Below are 19,094 nucleotides of genomic sequence, written 5' to 3' on the forward strand. Positions count from 1 at the left end.
CAGCTCTAGCTTTGCGCTAGCTCTTCTCTACGTAACGCAGCGAGCGCAGCCCGCGCTCCAGGTGCCAGTGCAGATACGCCGACACCAGCCCGCTGCCCTCCCGCTGGAACCTCGCCTCGCACGTGTCCGCCGTCTCCCAGTCTCCGGTGAGCAGCGCACCCAGCAGGACGAGGGCCTGCGGTGAGGGTACGACGCTGCCCGGTACCCGGCAGTCGACGCAAACCGAGCCGCCCGCGCCGACCGAGAAGAACCGGTTGGGACCGGGCATTCCGCACTTGGCGCAGTCGCCGAAGCTGGGCGCGTAGCCGTTGACGGCCAGCGAGCGGAGCAGGAACGCGTCGAGGATCAGATGCGGCTCGTGCTCACCGCGGGCGAGGGTGCGCAGCGCGCCGACGAGCAGCAGGTACTGCTGGACGGCCGGTTCGCCCTCGTGGTCGGTGAAGCGTTCCGCCGTCTCCAGCATCGCGGTGCCGGCGGTGTAGCGGGCGTAGTCGGTGACGATGGCGCCGCCGTACGCGGCGATGGTCTCGCTCTGCGTGCACAGCGGCAGCCCCCGCCCGATCAACTCGCTGCCCCGCGCGAAGAACTGCACGTCGACGTGGGAGAAGGGTTCGAGCCGCGCCCCGAACTTCGACTTGGTCCGCCGCACCCCCCGCGCCACGGCCCGTACCCGGCCGTGCCCGCGCGTGAGGAGCGTGATGATGCGGTCGGCTTCGCCGAGCTTCTGCGTCCTGAGCACGATCCCGTCGTCACGGAAGAGACTCATCGCACGCCCCCGCGGGTGTCCGGCCGGGGGTCCGGCCCGCCGCGCAGCGGCAGTCGGACGCAGCGTCCCCCGGGTGAGCGCAGCGTGATGCGGTCCGCTTCGCCCAGCTTCTGGGTGCGCAGCACGATGCCGTCGTCGCGGAACAGACTCATACGGCCATTGTCCCTTACGGGCGGACGCTCTCTTACGGGAACGGGGGTCAGGACGCCGGGACCGTCTCCCGCAGGAAGCCGGTGAGCAGCTCCGTCGTCGCGGTGGGCCGTTCCAGGCTCGGGAGGTGACCGGCCCAGGGCAGTTCGACGTGGCGGGCCTCGGGGAGCAGGTCCGCGACGCGGGCCGCGATGTGCCGGAAGTCCGCCACGTCGTGGCCGCCGGAGACGGTGAGGCAGGGCGCCTTGGCCGCCGCCGGATCGACGTCCACCTTCTTGCGTCCGGCGCCCTCGGGGGCGGCCAGCTGGACGTCGAAGGCGTGCCGCTGCATCGTGCGTACGGCCTCACGGGCCGCGTCGCCGGCGTCCGGGCCGAGCCAGGTGTCGACGTTCAGCTCCACGGCCGCCGCGACGTCGCCCGCTTCGAGGAGCGTGTCCTCGCGCTCGCCGAACGCGCGCAGGGCGTCGGTGGGGGCGTGGTCCGGGAGTCCCGCGCACAGCAGCGCCAGCGCGGTCACCCGGTCCGGGTGGCGGGCGGCGATCTCCACGGCGACCTGGCCGCCGTACGAGGATCCGATCAGTGCGGCCTGCTCGATGCCGAGGGTGTCCATCAGGTCCAGCACGTCCTCGGCGTCGTTGTGCGGCCGGGCCGGCAGGGGTGAGTCGCCGAAGCCCCGGAAGTCGCAGCGCACCACGCGGTAGCCGGCGCCCGTCAGGGCCGCCCACTGCGGGTCCCACATCCTGCGGTCGCACACGCCGGAGTGCAGGAGTATCAGAGCGGGGCCGGTGCCGGCCGCGTCATGAGCGAGAGTCATGCCGCAGACCATAGGTGCCAGAGTGACGCCTGCGCACTCATAATCCACCCCGCACTGTGATCGTGCCCCGCCAGGGGCGGCTCCGCCGCGCGGGCGCGACCGGCGGTGGTCGTGCCCCGCGGGCCGCGCGCTCCACGACGGTCGACAGCCTCCGGGTACGCCTCGTCGATGTCCGCCGCGCGCTCGCCGCGGCGTCCCTCGCCTTCCGGGGCGAGCGGGAGCCGTTCCGTCCGTCCGGCGCCGCCCTCCCGGCCTTCCGACCGGTGCCCCCGGAGCGTTCAGGGCACCTCGCCGCGGCTCCTTCTGTTCTCGTACGCCGTCGCCGCCCGCAGCCGCTCCGTCGTCGTCGCCACGCGCAGCGCCTCGGGCGGGCACTCCCACTCGCGGCCACCGCCGAAGGGCCGCAGCTGTACGTACGGCCCCTCGTGTCCCATCACTCTTCCCACCTGACCCGTACTCGTGTCCACCGCGTACGAACCGATCGGCGGCTTCATCAGGTGGCGCTCCCCTTCGTACGTTCCGACAGCGCGGCGGCCAGTCGTGCCGCCGCGTCAACCGAACAACGCCCCAATTCCACCAATGGACACGGGGCAGTTCGCGCGATTGACCCCTGGTCCAGTCCCAGAGACGGCAACGCAATTCCCGCCGCCGCGAGTGCGGCTCGCAATTTCTCCACCGTTTCCTCCGCCTCCTCCACGCACAGCTCCGCGTCGTCCGAGCGTCCCGTCACCTGGCTCCCCTTCCCGATTCGATTTCACGCTTTCCCCCTCGACCATGGCCTTCCGTCTCTACAGTGGGGAGAGGTCTGTGCCCTACAAGTCATGGGCAGAGCTTGGGGGTTGGCGATGGCCCAGGGTTCTCGGCAGGCGGCGTGGGAGTTCTTCGGTCTCGAACTCAAGAGACGCCGCGAGGACGCCGGGCTCACTCAAGTCGGGTTGGGGTTGCGGGTATTCGTCTCCAGCGGCCACATCGGCCAATTCGAACAGGCAATTCGCAAACCGCAGTTGGATGTCGCCCAGAGGATTGACGACGTCCTGCAATCCGACGGTATTTTCGAGCGGATGTGGCGGAGCCTGATCGACGACCACCGGTACGCGGATTACTTCGCGGAGGTCGTGGAGCTGGAGCGGACGGCGACGCGGATCTGTGAGTTCGCGCCGACCGTGATCCCGAGGTCCTCAAGGACGCTGCACGCGCAAGAGCAGTTACAGCGACGGCGACGGGGGCAACTGCGTCGAGGTGGCCGACAACGTCCCCGGCGTCGTCCCCGTCCGGGACAGCAAGGTGTCCGGCGGGGACGTCGTCGTGATCGGGGCCGCGGCCTGGCGGGCGTTCGTCGCGGACGCGGTGCGGCGGGGCTGAACCACACCCCCGCCTCTGCTCTCGGCCGAGCGCGGGGACACCGGGGGCGCCGGAGGGCAGGATCGACACGTGCCGTCCGCTTTCGTGCTCGTCCACAGCCCGTCCGTGGGCCCCGCCACCTGGGGGCCCGTCGCCGAACACCTGGCCGCGGCCGGGCACCGGGTGCTGGTTCCGTCCCTGCTCCACGTCGGCGAGGGGGACGCGCCACCCTTCTGGCCCGCCGTGGTCGACGCGGTCCGTGACGGGCTGCGGCACGTGCCCGCGGACACCTCGCTCACCCTCGTCGCCCACAGCAACGCGGGACTGTTCCTCCCGGCGATCCGGAAGGCGCTGCACCAGCCGGTGACCGGATCCGTGTTCGTCGACGCCGCCCTGCCCGCCCGGTCCGGGAGCACGACCGTGGCCCCGCCCGAACTCCTGTCATTCCTGCGGACGTTGGCGGTCGACGGCCGGCTGCCGCGCTGGACCGACTGGTGGGACGAGGACGATGTCGCCCCCATGTTCCACGGCTGCGACGCGCGCCGGACCGTCGTGGCGGAGCAGCCCCGGCTCCCGCTGTCGTACTACGAACAGCGCATCCCCGTGCCGGACGGCTGGGACGACCACCCGTGCTCGTACCTCCTGTTCGGGCCGCCGTACGAGGCCGAGGCCGAAGAGGCCCGGTCCCGCGGCTGGCGGGTGGCGCACCTTCCGGGAGCCCATCTGCACCAGATCGTGGACCCGGCCGGCACGGCCGGACACCTCATCGCGCTCGGTGCACCGCGCTGAGCTCGGCGTTGGCGCGGTCCGTGAGGAGGGCCAGCACCCGCCCGGCGACGGCCAGTTCCTCCTCCGGGATGTCCGCGTAGATCCGGGACGCGATCGCCGCCGCGACCTCGGCGGCGCGGGACTGGAGGGCGGCGCCCCGGTCGGTGAGACGCAGGGTCGAGGTGTCGCCGGGGGCCGGCTCGGCGAGGCCGGAGGCGATGACGCCGTCGACGACGGCCTGCGCCGCCGCCTCGTCGATCTTCAGCGTGAAGACGAGACGGTCGACGAGATCGGCACGACCCCAGGAACCGTGGTGCTGGACAAGGAGGTTGAGCACCGCCATGGGCTCGAAGGACGTGCCGAGCTCAGCGAGACGGGCGGACAGGACCGCGCGGGTGGAGTACAGGGCCAGGCCGATGACCTGACCGTTCAGCAGGGGCGTACGGGACATGACGACGACTCCTTGGATGACCTGGCGATCTGGTGACCTGCGGGACTGGAGCGGGACTAGAGCGGGACGTCGAGCAACACCTGGAGATCGGCGGCGAGCGCCCGGGTCCGCTCGCCGTCGGGGCCGCCCAGCGGTTCGAAGAGGCGGGCCATGAGCTGCCGCACGACCGGGATCGCGCGCTCCACGACGGCCTCGCCCTCGTCGGTGAGGGCGAGCCGGAGCGCGCGGCTGTCGGCGGCGTCCCGGGGGCGCGTGATGAGTCCGGCCTTCTCCAGCGAGCGGGCCAGCTTGGACACGTAGAGCGGTTCGAGACCCGTGTGGTCGGCGAGCTGCCGCTGGCTCGGGCTCTCGCCCGCCCGCCGCAGCCCGTGCAACGAGGTCAGCACCGAGTACGTGGCGTGCGTCAGGCCCAGCGGGGTCAGCGCGCGATCCATGGCGGTGCGCACCTTCATCGACAGGCGCCAGACGAGATAGCCGGGCGTGGGCCCCTCAAGGGCTGCGGTGTTGCTCATGGCATTTAATGTACATGGCTACTGTAGCCATGGCTACCATCTTTCGCGGTGCGGCAGCGCGGGCCGCGTGCGCGGCAGGGGCGCTCCGGCCGGGCCGTGGCCCGGGTCCGCGTAGGCGTGGCGCTCGGACTGTTCGCACAGGACGAGGGCCACGTCGTCGCGGAGCGGGCCGCCGGTGTGCGCCGTGACCGCCCCGTACAGGGCGTCGAGGGCGTCGTCCGGCAGGACGGCGGACAGGAGGCCCCCCGCGCGGTCGAGGAGGGGGAACTCGGCGCCGGACGCGTCGCGGGCCTCGGTGAGACCGTCGGTGTAGAAGAGCAGGCGGTCGCCTGGCTGCAGGAGATAGCGGGCCTGCGCGGGACGCGGGGCGAGGCCCAACGGGCTGTCCGGGGCCGGGGGTTCCAGGAACGAGGCGCGGGCCCCCAGGCGCAGGGGCGGCGGATGGCCGCAGTTGACGAGGCGTACCTCGCCCGGGGCGAACTCGGCGAACAGGGCCGTGACGAAGTCCTCCGGGCCCAGCTCCGGAGCGAGACGTCGGTTCAACTGCGCGGCCACCGAGGAGAGTTCGGGTGTCGTGTAGGCGGCGTCGCGGAACGTGCGGGCCAGCAGCGCCGTCGTACGGATCGCGTCCAGGCCGTGTCCGCGTACGTCACCGATCAGCAGCCGGGGGCCGTACGGGGTGTGCGCGACGTCGAAGACGTCGCCGCCCACCGAGCTGCCCCGCACCGGGCAGTGGTGGCGGGTGGACACGTCGATGCCGCCGACACGGGCCTCGACCGGGTGCAGGATCGCGGCCTGCGCGACCCTGACCACCTCCGTGAGCCGGGCCAGGTCGGCGACCCGCGCCATGTCCCGTACGGCGATCCGCACCACGAGCACGCCCCCCACGATCAGCCCCGCGTAGTCGGCGGCGAACGAAGGGGTGAGCAGCAGATCACGCGCCGCGCCGACGCCGAGGGCCAGCGCCCCCGCGAGCCCCGCCGCGCCCGCCGTGCACCGGACGTCGAGCCGCACGCAGGCGAGGAGCGGGGCCACCAGGAACACCCCGGCGCCCGGCCGCCAGCCGCCCGGCAGCACCGCGGGGACGCCGAGCAGTACCCCCACCACGAGCGGCAGCGCCAGCCCTCTGAACCCGCTCACCAGCCCGTGCCGCAATCCAAGACCAGCCATGCGGGCCTCCTGTTTTTGTTCACCTTGCTCGGTCGCCCCGCTCGCTGCGCGCCCACTATGACCCGACGGCCAGAGGTTCACACCGCGTTGTCCGAAGTACGTCCGGGGATGACCGTGCGTGACCGCACGGCGTTCACCTCGCGATCTCCGGCCCGTGCGGGCCGCGCGGCGGAGGAGACTGCGGCCGGGAGAGCCCGAGAGAGGGGGAGGCATGACGACCGAGGTCGAACTGCCCGCCGAGACCACGAGTTTCGTGGGCCGTGTCCGTGAACTCGACGATGTGGTGCAGCTGTTGAGACGCGAGCGGCTGGTCACGCTGACCGGCGTGGGCGGGGTCGGCAAGACCCGGCTCGCGGTGCGTGCGGCCGCGCGGGCTGCGGTGGAGTGCGCGGACGGGGCGCGGTTCGTGGCGCTGACACCGCTGCGTGATCCCTCGCTGCTCGGGCACCAGGTCCTGGAGGATCTGCGGCTCGCCGACCCGTCGGTCCTGCCGCCCGAGGACGTCGTCGTGCGGTGGCTGGCCGACAAGGAACTGCTGCTGGTCCTCGACTCGTGCGAGCACGTCGTCGACGCGAGCGCCCGCCTGGTGCGGACCCTGCTCGACGCGGCGCCGGGGCTGCGGGTGCTGGCCACCAGCAGGCAGCCGCTGTCCGTGCCCGGCGAGGTGGCCTACGAGGTGGACCCGCTGCCGGTGCCCGCACCGCCGTCCGGGCCCGACGGGCCCGTACCGCTGCGGCCCGGCGATGCCGTGGAGCTGTTCGCCGAGCGCGCGGCGGCCGTCGTCGAGGGCTTCGAGCTGCTGCCCGCCGACCATGCCGCGGCCGCCGCCGTCGTGCGCCGCGTCGACGGCATCCCGCTCGCCGTGGAACTCGCGGCGGCCCAGCTCGGCGAGTTGGAGCAGCCGTCGGTGTACCGGCTCAACGACCGTCTGCAGCACCGCTTCGAGACCCTGATCGCCCAGTCGGGAAACGGCGGCGCCACGCTTCCCCGGCACCGCACGCTGCGCACCACGATCGGCTGGAGCCACGAGCTGTGCACCCCGCTGGAGCGGCTGCTGTGGGCCCGGCTCTCCGTGTTCACCGGCGGGTTCGACCTGGTGGGCGCGCGGGCGGTGGGCAGCGGCGGACCGCTGCCGCCGGACGCGGTCGCGCGGGTGCTGAGCGGGCTCGTGACGAAGTCGCTGGTGCGGGGGCGCGCCGACGGCCCGTTCCCCGAGCGGTTCACGATGCTCGACACGGTCCGCGAGTACGGCGTGCACTGGCTGTTCGAGCTCGGCGAGGAGACCGAGGCGCGGGCCAGGCACCGCGACTTCTACCGGGACCTGGCCCGGCAGGCGGACGCCGAGTGGATCGGCCCCGACCAGGTCCCGTGGCACCGGCGGCTCCTCGCCGAGCACGCCAACTTCCGTACGGCGCTCGACTTCTGCCTGACCCGGGGCGAGGGCCGGGCCGCCCTGGAGATCGGCGGCTCGCTGTGGATGATGTGGTTCGCCTTCGGTTACGCGCGCGAGGGCGCCCACTATCTGGATCTGGCCCTGGACATGTGGCGGACGCCGGGGCCGGAGCGGGCGAAGGCGCTGTGGGCGCGCGGGCTGACGTGCGTGGGCCTCGGGGACTTCTCGTCCATGGCCGCGCTCGCGCCCGCCCTGCGCACCTGCGTCGGCGTCGGTGACGGCGACGACCCCACCGTGGCGACGGCGCTGTGCTACCTCAGGGGGATCCCGCCGACCCTGACCGGCGACATGCCGACGGCGGCGGCCCTGTTCGACACCCTGCCGCACGCGCCGCACTCCCGGGGCGCCTACCCGGAGGCCTGGTTCGTGGCGATCGTCGCCCGCGCGTTCGTCCGGGTCCACCAGGGCGACTTCGCCGCCGCCGAGGAGGTGGCGGCCGCCGCGGCGGTGGAGTGCGAGCGGCGCGGCGAGCAGTGGATGCACTCCTACGTCGCCTATGTACGGGCCCTGGCCGCGGCGGCCACGGGGCGTCCGGCCGAGGCCGCCCGCCACGCCCGCACGGCTCTGGCGGGCAAGGCGCTGTTCCGGGACAGCATCGGCATCGCCACCACCATCGACGCCCTCGCCGGTGCCACCGCGGGCACCGGCGACCCGGAGCGTGCCGCCCGGCTGCTCGGCATCGCCCACCGGGTCTGGCAGACCCTGGGCCGGCCCCAGCTCGGCGCCCCCGAACTGGTCGCCGCGCGCGCCGACACGGAGCGCGCGATCCGGGCGGCGATCGGCGACGCCGTGTACGACAGCGCGTTCGCGGCGGGCCTCGCGATGCCGCCGGGCGAAGGGGTCGCGCACTGTCTGACGTGACCTCAGATCCGGTGGGGCGACCGCCGCCGGGCGGCGAGCAGGGCGGCGGCGGTCAGGACCCTCACCGTCGGGAACGCCCCGGCCGGCAGTGTGATCACGTACGGGGTGAACATGCCGAGGTACGCCGCCGTCCAGAACCCGGCCGTCCAGCGGGCGAGCCGGGCCGGTGGCGCGAGGGCCGCCGTGCGGGTCAGCCCGTAGGACAGGGACAGGCCGTAGCCCGCGCCGAGGAGCACGGCGGCGAGCAGGGCCAGGGGTCGCTGTCCCGTGGCGGCGGCCGCGGTCACCACGTCGAGGCCGTGGCCGCGCACGTCGCCGATGACGTACCGACCGGTCCTGGTCGTACGACGCGTGGTGCGCGGCGGACCGGTCCTGACCGGAAATGACGCTGCCGCGTCCGGTCGGCACCGGTCCGCCGGGAAGCGCCCGGCACGCTCGGTCACGTTGCGTCATCCGCCCGTACGGGCCCGCGCGCGGAGGAGACTGCTCTCCCGACACGGAGAGGCTGGGGTGGGGCGTGGAGGGTCTTCCCGTCGAGACGACGGAGTTCATCGGACGGACAACTGAAATCGCCTTCCTCGATCAGGAGTTGGCCGATCAGCGCCTGCTCACACTGACGGGGGTGGGCGGGGTCGGCAAGACCCGCCTGGCCGTGCAGCTCGCCCGGCGCGCGGGACCGGACGTCGCGGACGTGGTGTGCTTCGTCCCGCTGTCGCCCCTGCGCGACCCCGCCCTGCTGGGCAACGTACTGCTCGAAGAGCTGCGCCTGGCCGACCAGTCCCTGGACCCCGCCGAGGACGTCGTCGCCCGGTGGCTCGCCGACAAGCGGGCGCTGCTCGTCCTCGACACCTGTGAGCACCTCGTCGAGGGCTGCGCGCGCCTGGTGGCGAAGCTGCTCGCCGCCGCGCCGGAGCTGCGTGTCCTGGCCACGAGCCGGCAGGCGCTCGGTCTCGACGAGGAGCGGTGCTTCGAGGTGGCACCGCTGCCGGTGGAACCGGCCCGGAGGGACGGGCGGCCCGGCGACGCCGTCGCGCTCTTCGCCGACCGGGCCGCCACCGCGACCGGCACGTTCCGGCTCGGCCCCGCGGAGCGCGTCGTCGCCGAGGCGGTCTGCCGTCATCTGGACGGCATCCCGCTGGCCGTTGAGCTCGCCGCCGCCCGGCTGGCGGAGCTGCCGCTGGAGCGGCTCGGCAGCCTGCTCATCGACCGGTTCGACGCACTGTGCGCGCAGGGCGACGACCATGCGGTGCGCACACCGCGCCATCGCGCGCTGCGGACCACCATCGGCTGGAGCCATGAACTGTGCACCCCGCTGGAGCGGTTGCTGTGGGCACGCCTTTCCGTCTTCATCGGCGGCTTCGACCTGGAGGGCGCGCTGGCCGTCGGCGGCTCCCCGCTCAGCGGCGCCGAACTGCCCGCGGTGCTCGACTCGCTCGTCGCCAAGTCGCTGGTGCGGCGGATGCCGGGCGAGGGGGGACGCTACGCAATGCTGGACACCGTGCGCGAGTTCGGGGCGCACTGGCTGCGCGCGCTGGGCGAAGAGGACGCGGTGCGGTGCCTGCACCGAGACCATTACCGGGCGCTCGCCCGTCGGGCCGACGCGGCCTGGATGAGCCCCGCCCAGACCACCTGGCACGCCCGCCTGCTCGCCGAGCACGCCAACTTCCGTACCGCACTCGACTTCTGCCTGAAGCGGGGTGAAGGGCGGCTGGCGCAGGAGTTGTGCGGCAATCTGTGGATTCTCTGGTTCGCCTGCGGCTTCACCCGGGAGGGCCGGCACTACACGGAGGCCGCGCTGAGCCTGGCGCCGGGCTGCGGGCCCGAGCACACCAGCGCCCTGTGGGCCTGCAGTCTCACGGCCGTCGGGCAGGGCGACGCCGCCCGCACGGCCGAACTCGCGTCGCGGATCACGGAGGCCATCGGCCAGGACGGTTCCCTGGGAGTGCGGGCCGCCGCCGCCTACGCCCACGGCAGCGCCCTGACCCTGTCCGGCCGGATCCCGGAAGCCATCGCCGCCTACGACACCGCGGTGGACACCGCGGCGGACACCTCGCGGCGCTCCGGCCCGTACCAGGAGGCGTGGTTCATGCTGACCGTGGGCCGGTCCTTCACCCACGTCATGCATGGCGAGCTGACGACCGCCGCGACCATGGCGCGGAAGGTCGTCGCGGAGTGCGAACGCCGCGGCGATCTCTGGATCCGCTCCTGGGCGGACTACGTCAGCGCGCTCGCCGAGCTCAGCCACGGCCGCCCGTACGAGGCCGCACGGCATGCGCGGGCCGCCATCACGAGCAAGGCCCGGTTCCGCGACACCATCGGTCTCGCCATGGCACTGGACGCCCTGACCACCGCGACCTGCCTGGCGGGGGACGGGCCGCACGCCGCACGGCTGCAAGGCATCGCACAGCAGCACTGGCAGGTGACGGGCCGCCCGCAGCTCGGCATGCCCGAACTCATCGAAACCAGCAGACGGGCCGAACGCCAACTGCGCGCGGCCCTGGGCGACTTGGTGTACGAGGAGCAGTACGCGGCGGGGTTGCACATGCCCGCCGCCGAAGGGATCGCCTACGCCCTCGGCGGCACCGGCTGAGCCCCGCTCACCCCACCCTGCGCGTCTCGCTCTCCGCCCGCTTCTCGATCCCCCGGAAGTGCGTGGCCATCGCCTCCTGGACGCCGGGCGGGCCGGTGCCGTCGGCCACGAAGCCGCCTTCGGGGTGTCCGTTCCGTACGCGGTGCCGGCGGGCCGACGGCGTGTGCGCGGAGGCGATGCCCGGGGTGGGCGGGGCGGTGGGGAGCGGGCATGTCTTGCGGTGCCATCACCCCGTGGACGCGTCGGTGAGCACGCGTGCGTTAGTGGCTGAGGTCACGGCCTGGTCGCGCCCTCCTCCCCGTCCCGTCTTCGGGCTTCGCCCTTCGGGTGCGGGTTCGTGGGGGCTGGTCGCGCCGCTCCCCGCGCCCCCGACGGGGCCATTACCCTCCGCACATGATCACTGGTGCTCATACCGTGCTGTACTCCGCCGATGCCGAGGCCGACCGGGGGTTCCTGCGGGACGTGCTGGGGTGGCCGTCCGTCGATGCCGGGGGCGGGTGGATGATCTTCGCCGCGCCGCCCGCCGAGGTCGCCGTGCATCCGACCGACGGCGCGCCCGCGAGCGAGCTGATGCTGATGTGCGACGACCTGGCCGCCACCGTCGCCGAACTCGCCGTGAAGGGCGTCGAGTTCACCAAGCCGGTGCAGGAACTGCGGTGGGGGAGGCTGACCGCGCTGCGGCTGCCGGGCGGCGGCGAGATCGGGCTGTACGAGCCGCTGCACCCCACCGCCCACACGCCCTAGAAGTCGATCTCCTGCGCCGGGAGCACCCGCACCCGGCGCTCGGGGAAGTCGATGTGGCGGTAGATCTCGTTGTGGTGGGCGATCGCCTGGGCCGGCGGGACGAAATCCGTCGTGTCGGGGCGCAGTGACGTCGTGTGGCCGTCCGCGACGAGGACGAGGTCGTAGCCGTGGCTGAGGGCCTGGCGGGCCGTCGTCTCCACGCAGTTCTCCGTGGCGAAGCCGGTGACCAGGACCTCGGTCACACCGAGGCCGCGGAGCGTCGTGTCCAGGTCCGTGCGCAGGAACGCGTCCGCCGTCGTCTTCTCCACCCGCACCTCCCCCGGCACCACCCCCGACTCGCGCGGCTCCGGGGCGAGTTCGGCGACCACCGGGCCGCCGCCGAGCTGGCCCACCGTGACGACCGGCACTCCGGCCGCCCGGGCCCGCTGCCGCAGCCCGGCGATGACGGCGACCGTCTCGCCGGGCCGGTGCATGATCGGCAGCAGGGCGGCGTGCATGTCGACGACGAGCAGTGCGGGGCGGTGATCCATGCGGGCACTGTATGCGGCTACGGCGGCGTGAGGGGGGTCACCAGGCCCGACTCGTAGGCCAGGATGACCAGTTGGGCCCGGTCGCGGGCCGCCAGTTTGCCCATGATCCGGCTGACGTGGGTCTTCGCGGTGAGCGGGCTGAGGCCGAGCGTGTCGGCGATCTCGGTGTTGTTGAGGCCGCGGGCCACGAGCGTGAGCACCTGGCGTTCGCGGTCCGAGAGGTGGCCGAGCGTGCCGCTCTCCGGCGCGGGGATCTCGGGGGCGCGCAGCACCCGGGCGATCAGCCGGGCCGTCGGGCCGGGCGAGAGGAGGGACTCCCCCGCCGCCACCGTTCTGATCGCGTCGAGGAGATCGGCCGGTCTGGTGTCCTTGACCAGGAAGCCGGACGCGCCGGCGCGCAGCGCCTCGACGACGTGCTCGTCCGTGTCGTACGTCGTCAGCATCAGCACCTTCACCCCGGCCAGGTCCTCGTCGGCGGCGAGCAGCCGGGTGGCCTCGATACCGTCGAGGTCGGGCATCCGGATGTCCATGACGACGAGGTCGGCGCGGGCCGTCCTGGCCAGGTCCACGGCCTCGCGGCCGGTGCCCGCCTGGCCGACGACCTCCATGTCGCGGGCCGACTCGACGAGCATCGCGAACGCGGCGCGGACCAGGGTCTGGTCGTCGGCGAGCAGGACGCGGATGGGGGCGGGCGTCGGGGCCGCCGGGGTCGTCGCGGTCATCGGGCCGGGTCCTTCCGCGGTGTCTTCGGGTGGTCGTCGCCGGTGGCGCGGGCGGGCAGGGGCAGCGTCGCCGCCACCTCGAAGCCGCCCGTCTCCCTCGGGCCCGCCTCCAGTGTCCCCAGCACGCTGCGCGCCCGCTCCCGCATCCCCACGAGCCCGAACCCGCCCTTCTGGAGCGGGAGTTGTGGTGCGGCGCGGCCGTCGTCGGCGACCGTCACCGCCAGCCCGCCGTCGCCCGCCCTGACCTCGACCCGCACCGTGAGGCCGGGCCCGCCGTGCCGGACGGCGTTCGTCAGCGCCTCCTGCACGATCCGGTACGCGGCCGCGCCCACCGCGGGCGGCACCTGCGGGGTGTCGAGGTCCGCGACGACGGTGGCGCCCGCCGTGCGTGCCGCGGACAGCAGTTCGGGGATCCCGTCGAGGCCGGGCAGGGGCCCGCGGGCCTCCTCCGGTGAGGAGCGCAGCACTTCGAGCGTGGCGCGGAGTTCGCCGCGGGCGGCCCGGCAGGTGTCGGCGATGTCGTCGAGGGCCCTGGCGACGGCGGCCCGGTCGAGCCGGTCCGGGTCGGCGTGCAGGACGTGGGCGGCGACCGACGTCTGGACGCCGACCAGGGTGATGCTGTGCGCGAGCAGGTCGTGCAGATCGCGGGCGACGCGCAGCCGTTCCTCGGCGACGCGGCGCCTGGCCTCCTCCTCGCGGGTGCGTTCGGCGCGCTCGGCGCGTTCCAGGACCGAGGCGACGTACTGCCGGTGCACGCGCGCGTACACGCCGAGCAGGATGACGGTGATGATCCAGCCGGTGATCCGCAGCGCCTGCGCGCCTTCGGCCATGCCCTTGCTGAACTTCACGGTGAGCATCAGCCCGATGACCGCGGCGCCGATGACGACGGACCGCCGCGGGCGCCCGGCCATGGCGACCGTGAACAGGGCGGCCAGGGACGCGACGATCGGCGCGGTGTGGTCGTAGTTCAGCGCGTGGTACGGGCCGACGCACGCCACCATCGCGAGGAAGGAGCCGAGCGGGGCCCTGCGGCGCCAGATCAGCGGGATGTGCGCGGCCAGCAGCAACGCCCAGCCGACGGCGTCGGGCGCGCGGCCGTCGCCGTGCACGCCGAGCGCCAGGCACACCGCGGCGACCGCCATCGCGGCGGCGAGCAGCGCGTCCTGGCGCAGCACGCGGGCCGGGTCCGGCGGCCCTGCCGGGTGGTGTGCGGTGCCCGGGTGGGTGCCGGGCAGCAGGAGTATGCGGGAGACGTCCACCGGTCCATCTTCCGTCAGGACTGCGCGCACCGGGCGCCCCCGCACGAGGCGGGGGCGCCCGGTGCGCCGGGTGCGGGTCATCGGCCGGCGGTCACCGGCCGCTCGGCGGACGGTGCGGGAGGCGTCGCCGGTGCGGTACGGGACAGCGGTCCCGGCCACCACATCCTGCGGCCGAGCGCGAGGCCGGCCGACGTGACCAGGTAGGTGCGGACGAGGAAGGTGTCCAGGAGCACCCCGACCGCGATGACGAAGCCGAGCTCGACGAGCTGGACCAGCGGCATGTTGGTGAGCACGGCGAAGGTCGCCGCGAGCACGAGTCCGGCCGAGGCGATGACCCCGCCGGTCGTGCGCAGCGCGGTGAGCGCCGCGGCCCCGGTCTCGGCGCCGCCGAGCACCTCCTCCCGCATCCGGTGCATGAGGAAGATCCCGTAGTCCACGCCGAGGGCGACGAGGAACACGAAGGAGAGCAGCCCGAGCCCCGGGTCGGTGCCCGCGAACCCGAAGAGCGGTCCGAAGACGAGCCCGCCGATGCCGAGGGCCGCGCCCCACACGGCGACCACGGCCGCGAGCAGCAGCAGCGGCGCGATCAGCGAGCGCAGCAGCGCGACCAGGATCAGCAGCACGGCGGCGAGCACGATCGGGACGACGACGAGCCGGTCGCGGGCGTTGGTGTCCTTCAGGTCGAGCTGTTCGGCGCTGGGCCCGCCGACGTAGGCGCCCTGTCCGTCGATCCGGTCGCGCAGGGCCGTGATGGTGGCGGTCTCGGCGGCGCTCTGCGGTGCCCCCTCGGCGACGACGCTGATCTCGGTCCAGCCGCTGCCGCTGCGCCCCCGCTCCACGTCGGCGACGCCTTCGGTGCCGCGGACCTCCTCGACGACCCTGCCGGCACTGCGCGTCGGCGCGATGACGGTGATCGGCTGGGTGCCGGTGTCCGGGTAGGCGGCGGCCAGCGTCTTCATCGCGGCGACCGACTCCGGGGTGGAGGTGAAGGAGTCCTCCTGTTTGAGGCTGCCGGGCAGGTTCAGCGCGCCGAGGGCGAGCGCGCCGAGCAGTACGGTCCCGACGCCGAGGACGGCGAGCGGCCTGCGTCCCGCGGAGGCGCCCATGACGGAGAAGAGCGACCTGCGCTGCTTGGGCCGCGACCCGAACGCCGGCACGATCGGCCAGAACACGCGCCGCCCGAGCAGTACGAGCACGGCGGGCAGCAGCGTCAGCATGGCGACGAGCGCGCACAGCACGCCCACGGCGCCGAGCGGCCCCATGCCGCGCGAGGAGTTGAGGTCCGCGGCGAGCAGGCAGGACAGGCCCACGGCGACGGTCGCGGAGGAGGCGAGGACGGCGGGCCCGCAGCCGCGCAGGGCGGCGCGCATGGCATCGTAGGGCCGCTCGAACCGGCGCAGTTCCTCCCGGTACCGGGACACGATGAGCAGCGCGTAGTCGGTGCCCGCCCCGAAGACGAGGATGGTCATGACGCCGGAGCTCTGGCCGCTGATGGTGGTGCCGAACGCCTGGTTGAGCCCGTACGCGACGCCCATCGACAGGAAGTCGGCGACGCCCGCGACGGCGAGCGGCACGAGCCACAGGAACGGGCTGCGGTAGATCAGGATCAGCAGCAGCGCCACCACGGCGACGGTCGTGTACAGCAGCGGCCCGTCCAGCGACTGGTACACCTCACTGGCATCGGTGGCCAGCGCCCCGGGCCCGCCCACCTGCACCTTCATCCCGGCGGCCGTGTCGGTGCCGTGCGCGCGATCCCGTACGTCGTTGACGAAGGTGTCGCGGAGCTTCTCGTCCTGTCCCGGCGCGTTGCTGGCGACGGGGTACATCAGGGTGTCGCCGCTCCTGTTCGGCACGGCCTCGGGCGCGGCGACGAGCTTCAACTCCCGCTCCACAGCGGCGATCTGCCGTCCGGCGACCCGCTTGTCCGCGGCCGTCAGCCCACCGTCCCGGTGATAGACGACCACCAGCTCGGTGGTCTCCCCGCCCGGCAGCCGGTCCTGGATCCTGGCGACCTGCGTGGAGTCGGCACTGGCCGGAAGATAGTCGACGGCCCGGTCGTGCTGGACGTCGCCGAGTTTCCCGGCGAACGGCATCGCGAGCGCGATGACACCGATCCACAGAGCCAACAACGTCCAGGGCAACTTCCTCGGCAGTCCCCCCATGGGTGGGCCCCTCTCTCGTCTCGAAGTCCGTACGACCAGACTCCGACCCGAGATCCCCACGAACGTCCGCCCACCGATCGAACCGGGGCCTACTGCGCAGGGTGGCGGGGACCGCGCCTTACTCCCCGGGGAGTAGTCGAGCGCCCGTCACCTGGGCGCCCGCGCGGCAGCCACCAACAGCTGCCCCACCTCGTCGGTGCACATGGTGAGCGCGGCCCCCACGGTCCCGAGAACGTCCCGCTCCCCGGCCGAGTAGGGCCCGTCCGCGAGAGCGATCCGCGCCCCCTGCAAGAGAATCGACTCACGCCCGGCAGGGGCGAGGTGCGCGGCGAGCGGATCGAGCGCCTCGTGCAGTTCGATGGCGAGCGAGGCCCCCGCCCCGGCCCCGGCATGCTCCGGCAACCGCCCGGCATCGGTCACCAACGCCTCGACGAGCGCCCCGAGTTGCACCTCGGTGCAGTCCTCGAACCCGGCCCCGCGCAGCACGCCCACCGCGCACTCCAGGGCCTCGCGCGACGGCGCCCCGCCGACGGCGAGCACGGCGAGCACCACGGTGTGCACGGCGTCCCGCAGCATCCCGGAGAACCGGTGCGTGGTGGGGTGATCGAGGGCCTCCGTGCCGAAGCGCCCCTCGCACGCCGCGCACTGGACGACGGGCCCGGTCTCGCCGCGCGGCAGCACCGGCACCCCGAGCACGACGAGCCGCCGCCGCCCGGTGCGCCGCTGATAGTTCCGGTCGCCACCGCAGCCGGGGCAGAAGAACTCCCCGTCGCCCACGGTGGTCCATGTGGTGTGCATGCCCAGGACCCGCGAGATCCCGGCCCGTCGCATACGTCCCCTGTCCGGCAGCACGTCGCACACCTCCGTAACGGCACCGCAACATCGCGGCGTTGGCGTGATGTTAGCCACATTGTTGAGGTGGCGTCAGCACCTTGGTCACGCCCAGGTCACGGAGATCCTGTGACGGTGGCCGAGACGCGACGCGGCCCCGCACACCGGGAAAAGGTGTACGGGGCCGCGAAATGCCAGCTCAGCTCGGGCTCAACTGCCTCAGCGGGAGGCGCGGTTGACCGCGGAGACGACGGCCTTCAGCGACGCACGTGTCGTATTCGCGTCGATGCCGATGCCCCACAGAACCTTGTCCTCGATGGCGACCTCGATGTACGAGGCGGCGACGGCGGAGGCGCCCTCGCTCATCGTGTGCTCCTGGTAGTCCAGCAGGCGGGCGTCGATGCCGATGCCCTGCAGCGCGTGGAAGAACGCGGAGATCGGACCGTTGCCGGTGCCGACCAGGACCCTCTCCTCGCCGTCCACCTCGGCCTCGACGGTCAGCGTGTCGACGCCGTCGGTGTCGGTCGTGGTCTGGCCGGTCTTGACCTGGATGCGGCCCCACGGGTTGGCGGGGTTGGGCAGGTACTCGTCCTGGAAGACGTTCCAGATGTCCTTCGGCGTGACCTCGCCGCCCTCGGCGTCCGTCTTGGCCTGGATGACCTTGGAGAACTCGACCTGCATACGACGCGGCAGGTCCAGCTTGTGGTCGTTCTTCAGGACGTACGCGATTCCGCCCTTGCCGGACTGCGAGTTGACGCGGATGACGGCCTCGTAGGAGCGGCCGACGTCCTTCGGGTCGATCGGCAGGTACGGGACGGCCCACTCGATGTCGTCGACGGTGACGCCCTTGGCCTTCGCGTCGGCCTCCATCGCGTCGAAGCCCTTCTTGATGGCGTCCTGGTGGGAGCCGGAGAAGGACGTGTAGACCAGGTCGCCCACGTACGGGTGGCGCGGGTGGACCTCCATCTGGTTGCAGTACTCCCACGTACGACGGATCTCGTCGATGTCGGAGAAGTCGATCTGCGGGTCGACGCCCTGCGAGAACAGGTTCATGCCCAGGGTGACCAGGTCGACGTTGCCGGTGCGCTCGCCCTGGCCGAACAGGCAGCCCTCGACGCGGTCGCCGCCGGCCATGACGGCCAGCTCGGCGGCGGCGACGGCGGTGCCGCGGTCGTTGTGCGGGTGGATCGACAGGCAGACGTACTCGCGGCGCGACAGGTTGCGGCTCATCCACTCGAAGCGGTCCGCGTGCGTGGACGGCGTCGAACGCTCCACCGTGGCGGGCAGGTTGAGGATGATCTCGCGGCCCGGACCCGGCTGGTAGACGTCCATGACGGCCTCGCAGACCTCCAGGGCGAAGTCCAGCTCGGTGTCGGTGAAGATCTCGGGGCTGTACTGGTAACCGAAGACCGTCTCCGGGCCCAGCAGCTTCTCCGCGTACTCCATGACCAGACGGGTGCCGTCGATCGCGATCTGCTTGATGTCGTCCTTCGAGCCGCGGAAGACGACGCGGCGGAAGACGGGCGCGGTGGCGTTGTACAGGTGGACCGTGGCGCGCTTGGCGCCCTTCAGGGACTCCACCGTGCGCTCGATCAGGTCCTCGCGGGCCTGGGTCAGTACGGAGATCGTCACGTCGTCCGGGATGGCGCCCGGCTCTTCGATGATCGAACGTACGAAGTCGAAGTCGGTCTGCCCGGAAGCGGGGAAGCCGACCTCGATCTCCTTGTAGCCCATCTTGACCAGCTGGTCGAACATCCGGCGCTTGCGCTCGGGCGACATGGGGTCGATCAGTGCCTGGTTGCCGTCGCGCAGGTCGGTGGAGAGCCAGCGGGGGGCGGTGGTGATCCGCTGGTCCGGCCAGGTGCGGTCCGGGATGTCGACCGCGTCGTACTGGCCGTACTTGTGGATCGGCATGCTGCTCGGCTGCTGGTGGTTCGGCATGATGCGTGGGGCTCCTCAGAGGTGGCCGG

19 protein-coding genes and 1 pseudogene are annotated in these 19,094 nt (G+C 73.0%); 6 read left to right on the forward strand and 14 right to left on the reverse strand.

Annotated elements, in window-relative coordinates:
* Nucleotides 1-16 precede the first annotated feature (16 nt).
* The 4 genes from recO to J3486_RS37555 form a co-directional block, all read right to left on the reverse strand.
* Entirely contained in the window at nt 17-766 is a 750-nt protein-coding gene (gene recO / locus J3486_RS37540) for a DNA repair protein RecO (protein WP_207828331.1), read from the reverse strand.
* Nucleotides 763-918, reverse strand: a complete 156-nt coding sequence (locus J3486_RS45060) for a hypothetical protein (protein WP_307805109.1) — start codon at nt 916-918, stop codon at nt 763-765. The genes recO and J3486_RS45060 overlap by 4 nt, the downstream gene beginning before the upstream one ends.
* 47 nt (nt 919-965) lie before the next feature.
* Nucleotides 966-1,730, reverse strand: coding sequence for an alpha/beta fold hydrolase (locus J3486_RS37550; protein ID WP_207828333.1), 765 nt, complete (start codon nt 1,728-1,730; stop codon nt 966-968).
* 278 nt (nt 1,731-2,008) lie between these two features.
* A complete protein-coding gene (locus J3486_RS37555) occupies nt 2,009-2,224 on the reverse strand; it encodes a hypothetical protein (protein ID WP_207828335.1) in 216 nt (71 codons plus the stop codon).
* Between the two features lie 351 nt (nt 2,225-2,575).
* Between J3486_RS37555 and J3486_RS44510 the strand changes: the two are divergent.
* The 3 genes and pseudogenes from J3486_RS44510 to J3486_RS37565 form a co-directional block, all read left to right on the forward strand.
* Nucleotides 2,576-2,949, forward strand: a pseudogene (locus tag J3486_RS44510) (multiprotein-bridging factor 1 family protein); the annotation flags it as partial.
* 20 nt (nt 2,950-2,969) lie between these two features.
* Nucleotides 2,970-3,092 (forward strand): DUF397 domain-containing protein, encoded by a 123-nt coding sequence (locus J3486_RS37560; protein WP_207828337.1) that lies wholly within the window; start codon nt 2,970-2,972, stop codon nt 3,090-3,092.
* Nucleotides 3,093-3,161: 69 nt separating this feature from the next.
* Nucleotides 3,162-3,860 carry an alpha/beta hydrolase gene (locus J3486_RS37565; protein ID WP_207828338.1) on the forward strand — a complete coding sequence of 233 codons (699 nt, stop codon included), beginning with the start codon at nt 3,162-3,164 and terminating at the stop codon, nt 3,858-3,860.
* Here the strand turns inward: J3486_RS37565 and J3486_RS37570 are convergent.
* The 3 genes from J3486_RS37570 to J3486_RS37580 are packed head-to-tail and all read right to left on the reverse strand — an operon-like array spanning nt 3,835 to nt 5,972.
* On the reverse strand, nt 3,835-4,290 hold the full coding sequence (locus J3486_RS37570; RefSeq protein ID WP_207828339.1) for a MarR family transcriptional regulator: 456 nt from the start codon (nt 4,288-4,290) through the stop codon (nt 3,835-3,837). The genes J3486_RS37565 and J3486_RS37570 overlap by 26 nt on opposite strands.
* A gap of 56 nt (nt 4,291-4,346) precedes the next feature.
* Entirely contained in the window at nt 4,347-4,802 is a 456-nt protein-coding gene (locus J3486_RS37575) for a MarR family winged helix-turn-helix transcriptional regulator (protein WP_207828340.1), read from the reverse strand.
* 33 nt (nt 4,803-4,835) lie between these two features.
* Nucleotides 4,836-5,972, reverse strand: a complete 1,137-nt coding sequence (locus J3486_RS37580) for a PP2C family protein-serine/threonine phosphatase (protein WP_207828341.1) — start codon at nt 5,970-5,972, stop codon at nt 4,836-4,838.
* Between the two features lie 211 nt (nt 5,973-6,183).
* Between J3486_RS37580 and J3486_RS37585 the strand changes: the two genes are divergently transcribed.
* Nucleotides 6,184-8,286: a hypothetical protein gene (locus J3486_RS37585; protein ID WP_207828342.1), complete on the forward strand. Its 2,103-nt coding sequence runs from the start codon at nt 6,184-6,186 to the stop codon at nt 8,284-8,286.
* A gap of 2 nt (nt 8,287-8,288) precedes the next feature.
* Here the strand turns inward: J3486_RS37585 and J3486_RS37590 are convergent, their stop codons facing one another.
* Nucleotides 8,289-8,729 (reverse strand): hypothetical protein, encoded by a 441-nt coding sequence (locus J3486_RS37590; RefSeq protein ID WP_207828343.1) that lies wholly within the window; start codon nt 8,727-8,729, stop codon nt 8,289-8,291.
* Between the two features lie 74 nt (nt 8,730-8,803).
* Between J3486_RS37590 and J3486_RS37595 the strand changes: the two genes are divergently transcribed.
* The gene (locus J3486_RS37595) at nt 8,804-10,876 is read left to right on the forward strand and encodes a hypothetical protein (RefSeq protein ID WP_207828344.1); all 2,073 of its coding nucleotides are present in this window, start codon (nt 8,804-8,806) and stop codon (nt 10,874-10,876) included.
* 393 nt (nt 10,877-11,269) lie between these two features.
* Nucleotides 11,270-11,620 carry a VOC family protein gene (locus J3486_RS37600; RefSeq protein ID WP_207828345.1) on the forward strand — a complete coding sequence of 117 codons (351 nt, stop codon included), beginning with the start codon at nt 11,270-11,272 and terminating at the stop codon, nt 11,618-11,620.
* Here the strand turns inward: J3486_RS37600 and J3486_RS37605 are convergent.
* The 6 genes from J3486_RS37605 to leuA all read right to left on the reverse strand — a co-directional run bounded on the left by J3486_RS37605 (nt 11,617) and on the right by leuA (nt 19,065).
* Nucleotides 11,617-12,150, reverse strand: a complete 534-nt coding sequence (locus J3486_RS37605) for an isochorismatase family protein (protein ID WP_207828346.1) — start codon at nt 12,148-12,150, stop codon at nt 11,617-11,619. The genes J3486_RS37600 and J3486_RS37605 overlap by 4 nt on opposite strands.
* A 17-nt stretch (nt 12,151-12,167) precedes the next feature.
* Nucleotides 12,168-12,872, reverse strand: coding sequence for a response regulator transcription factor (locus J3486_RS37610; RefSeq protein ID WP_207828347.1), 705 nt, complete (start codon nt 12,870-12,872; stop codon nt 12,168-12,170).
* On the reverse strand, nt 12,869-14,131 hold the full coding sequence (locus J3486_RS37615; protein ID WP_307805104.1) for a histidine kinase: 1,263 nt from the start codon (nt 14,129-14,131) through the stop codon (nt 12,869-12,871). Before J3486_RS37615 ends, J3486_RS37610 begins: the two co-directional genes overlap by 4 nt.
* Before the next feature lie 77 nt (nt 14,132-14,208).
* Entirely contained in the window at nt 14,209-16,293 is a 2,085-nt protein-coding gene (locus tag J3486_RS37620; RefSeq protein ID WP_207828349.1) for an MMPL family transporter, read from the reverse strand.
* A gap of 147 nt (nt 16,294-16,440) precedes the next feature.
* Nucleotides 16,441-17,145 (reverse strand): TerB family tellurite resistance protein, encoded by a 705-nt coding sequence (locus J3486_RS37625; protein WP_207828350.1) that lies wholly within the window; start codon nt 17,143-17,145, stop codon nt 16,441-16,443.
* Between the two features lie 198 nt (nt 17,146-17,343).
* Entirely contained in the window at nt 17,344-19,065 is a 1,722-nt protein-coding gene (leuA, locus tag J3486_RS37630; protein ID WP_207828352.1) for a 2-isopropylmalate synthase, read from the reverse strand.
* Nucleotides 19,066-19,094 lie beyond the last annotated feature (29 nt).

Origin of the sequence: Streptomyces sp. VRA16 Mangrove soil (genome assembly GCF_017377775.1) — a bacterium.
Lineage (GTDB): Bacteria > Actinomycetota > Actinomycetes > Streptomycetales > Streptomycetaceae > Streptomyces.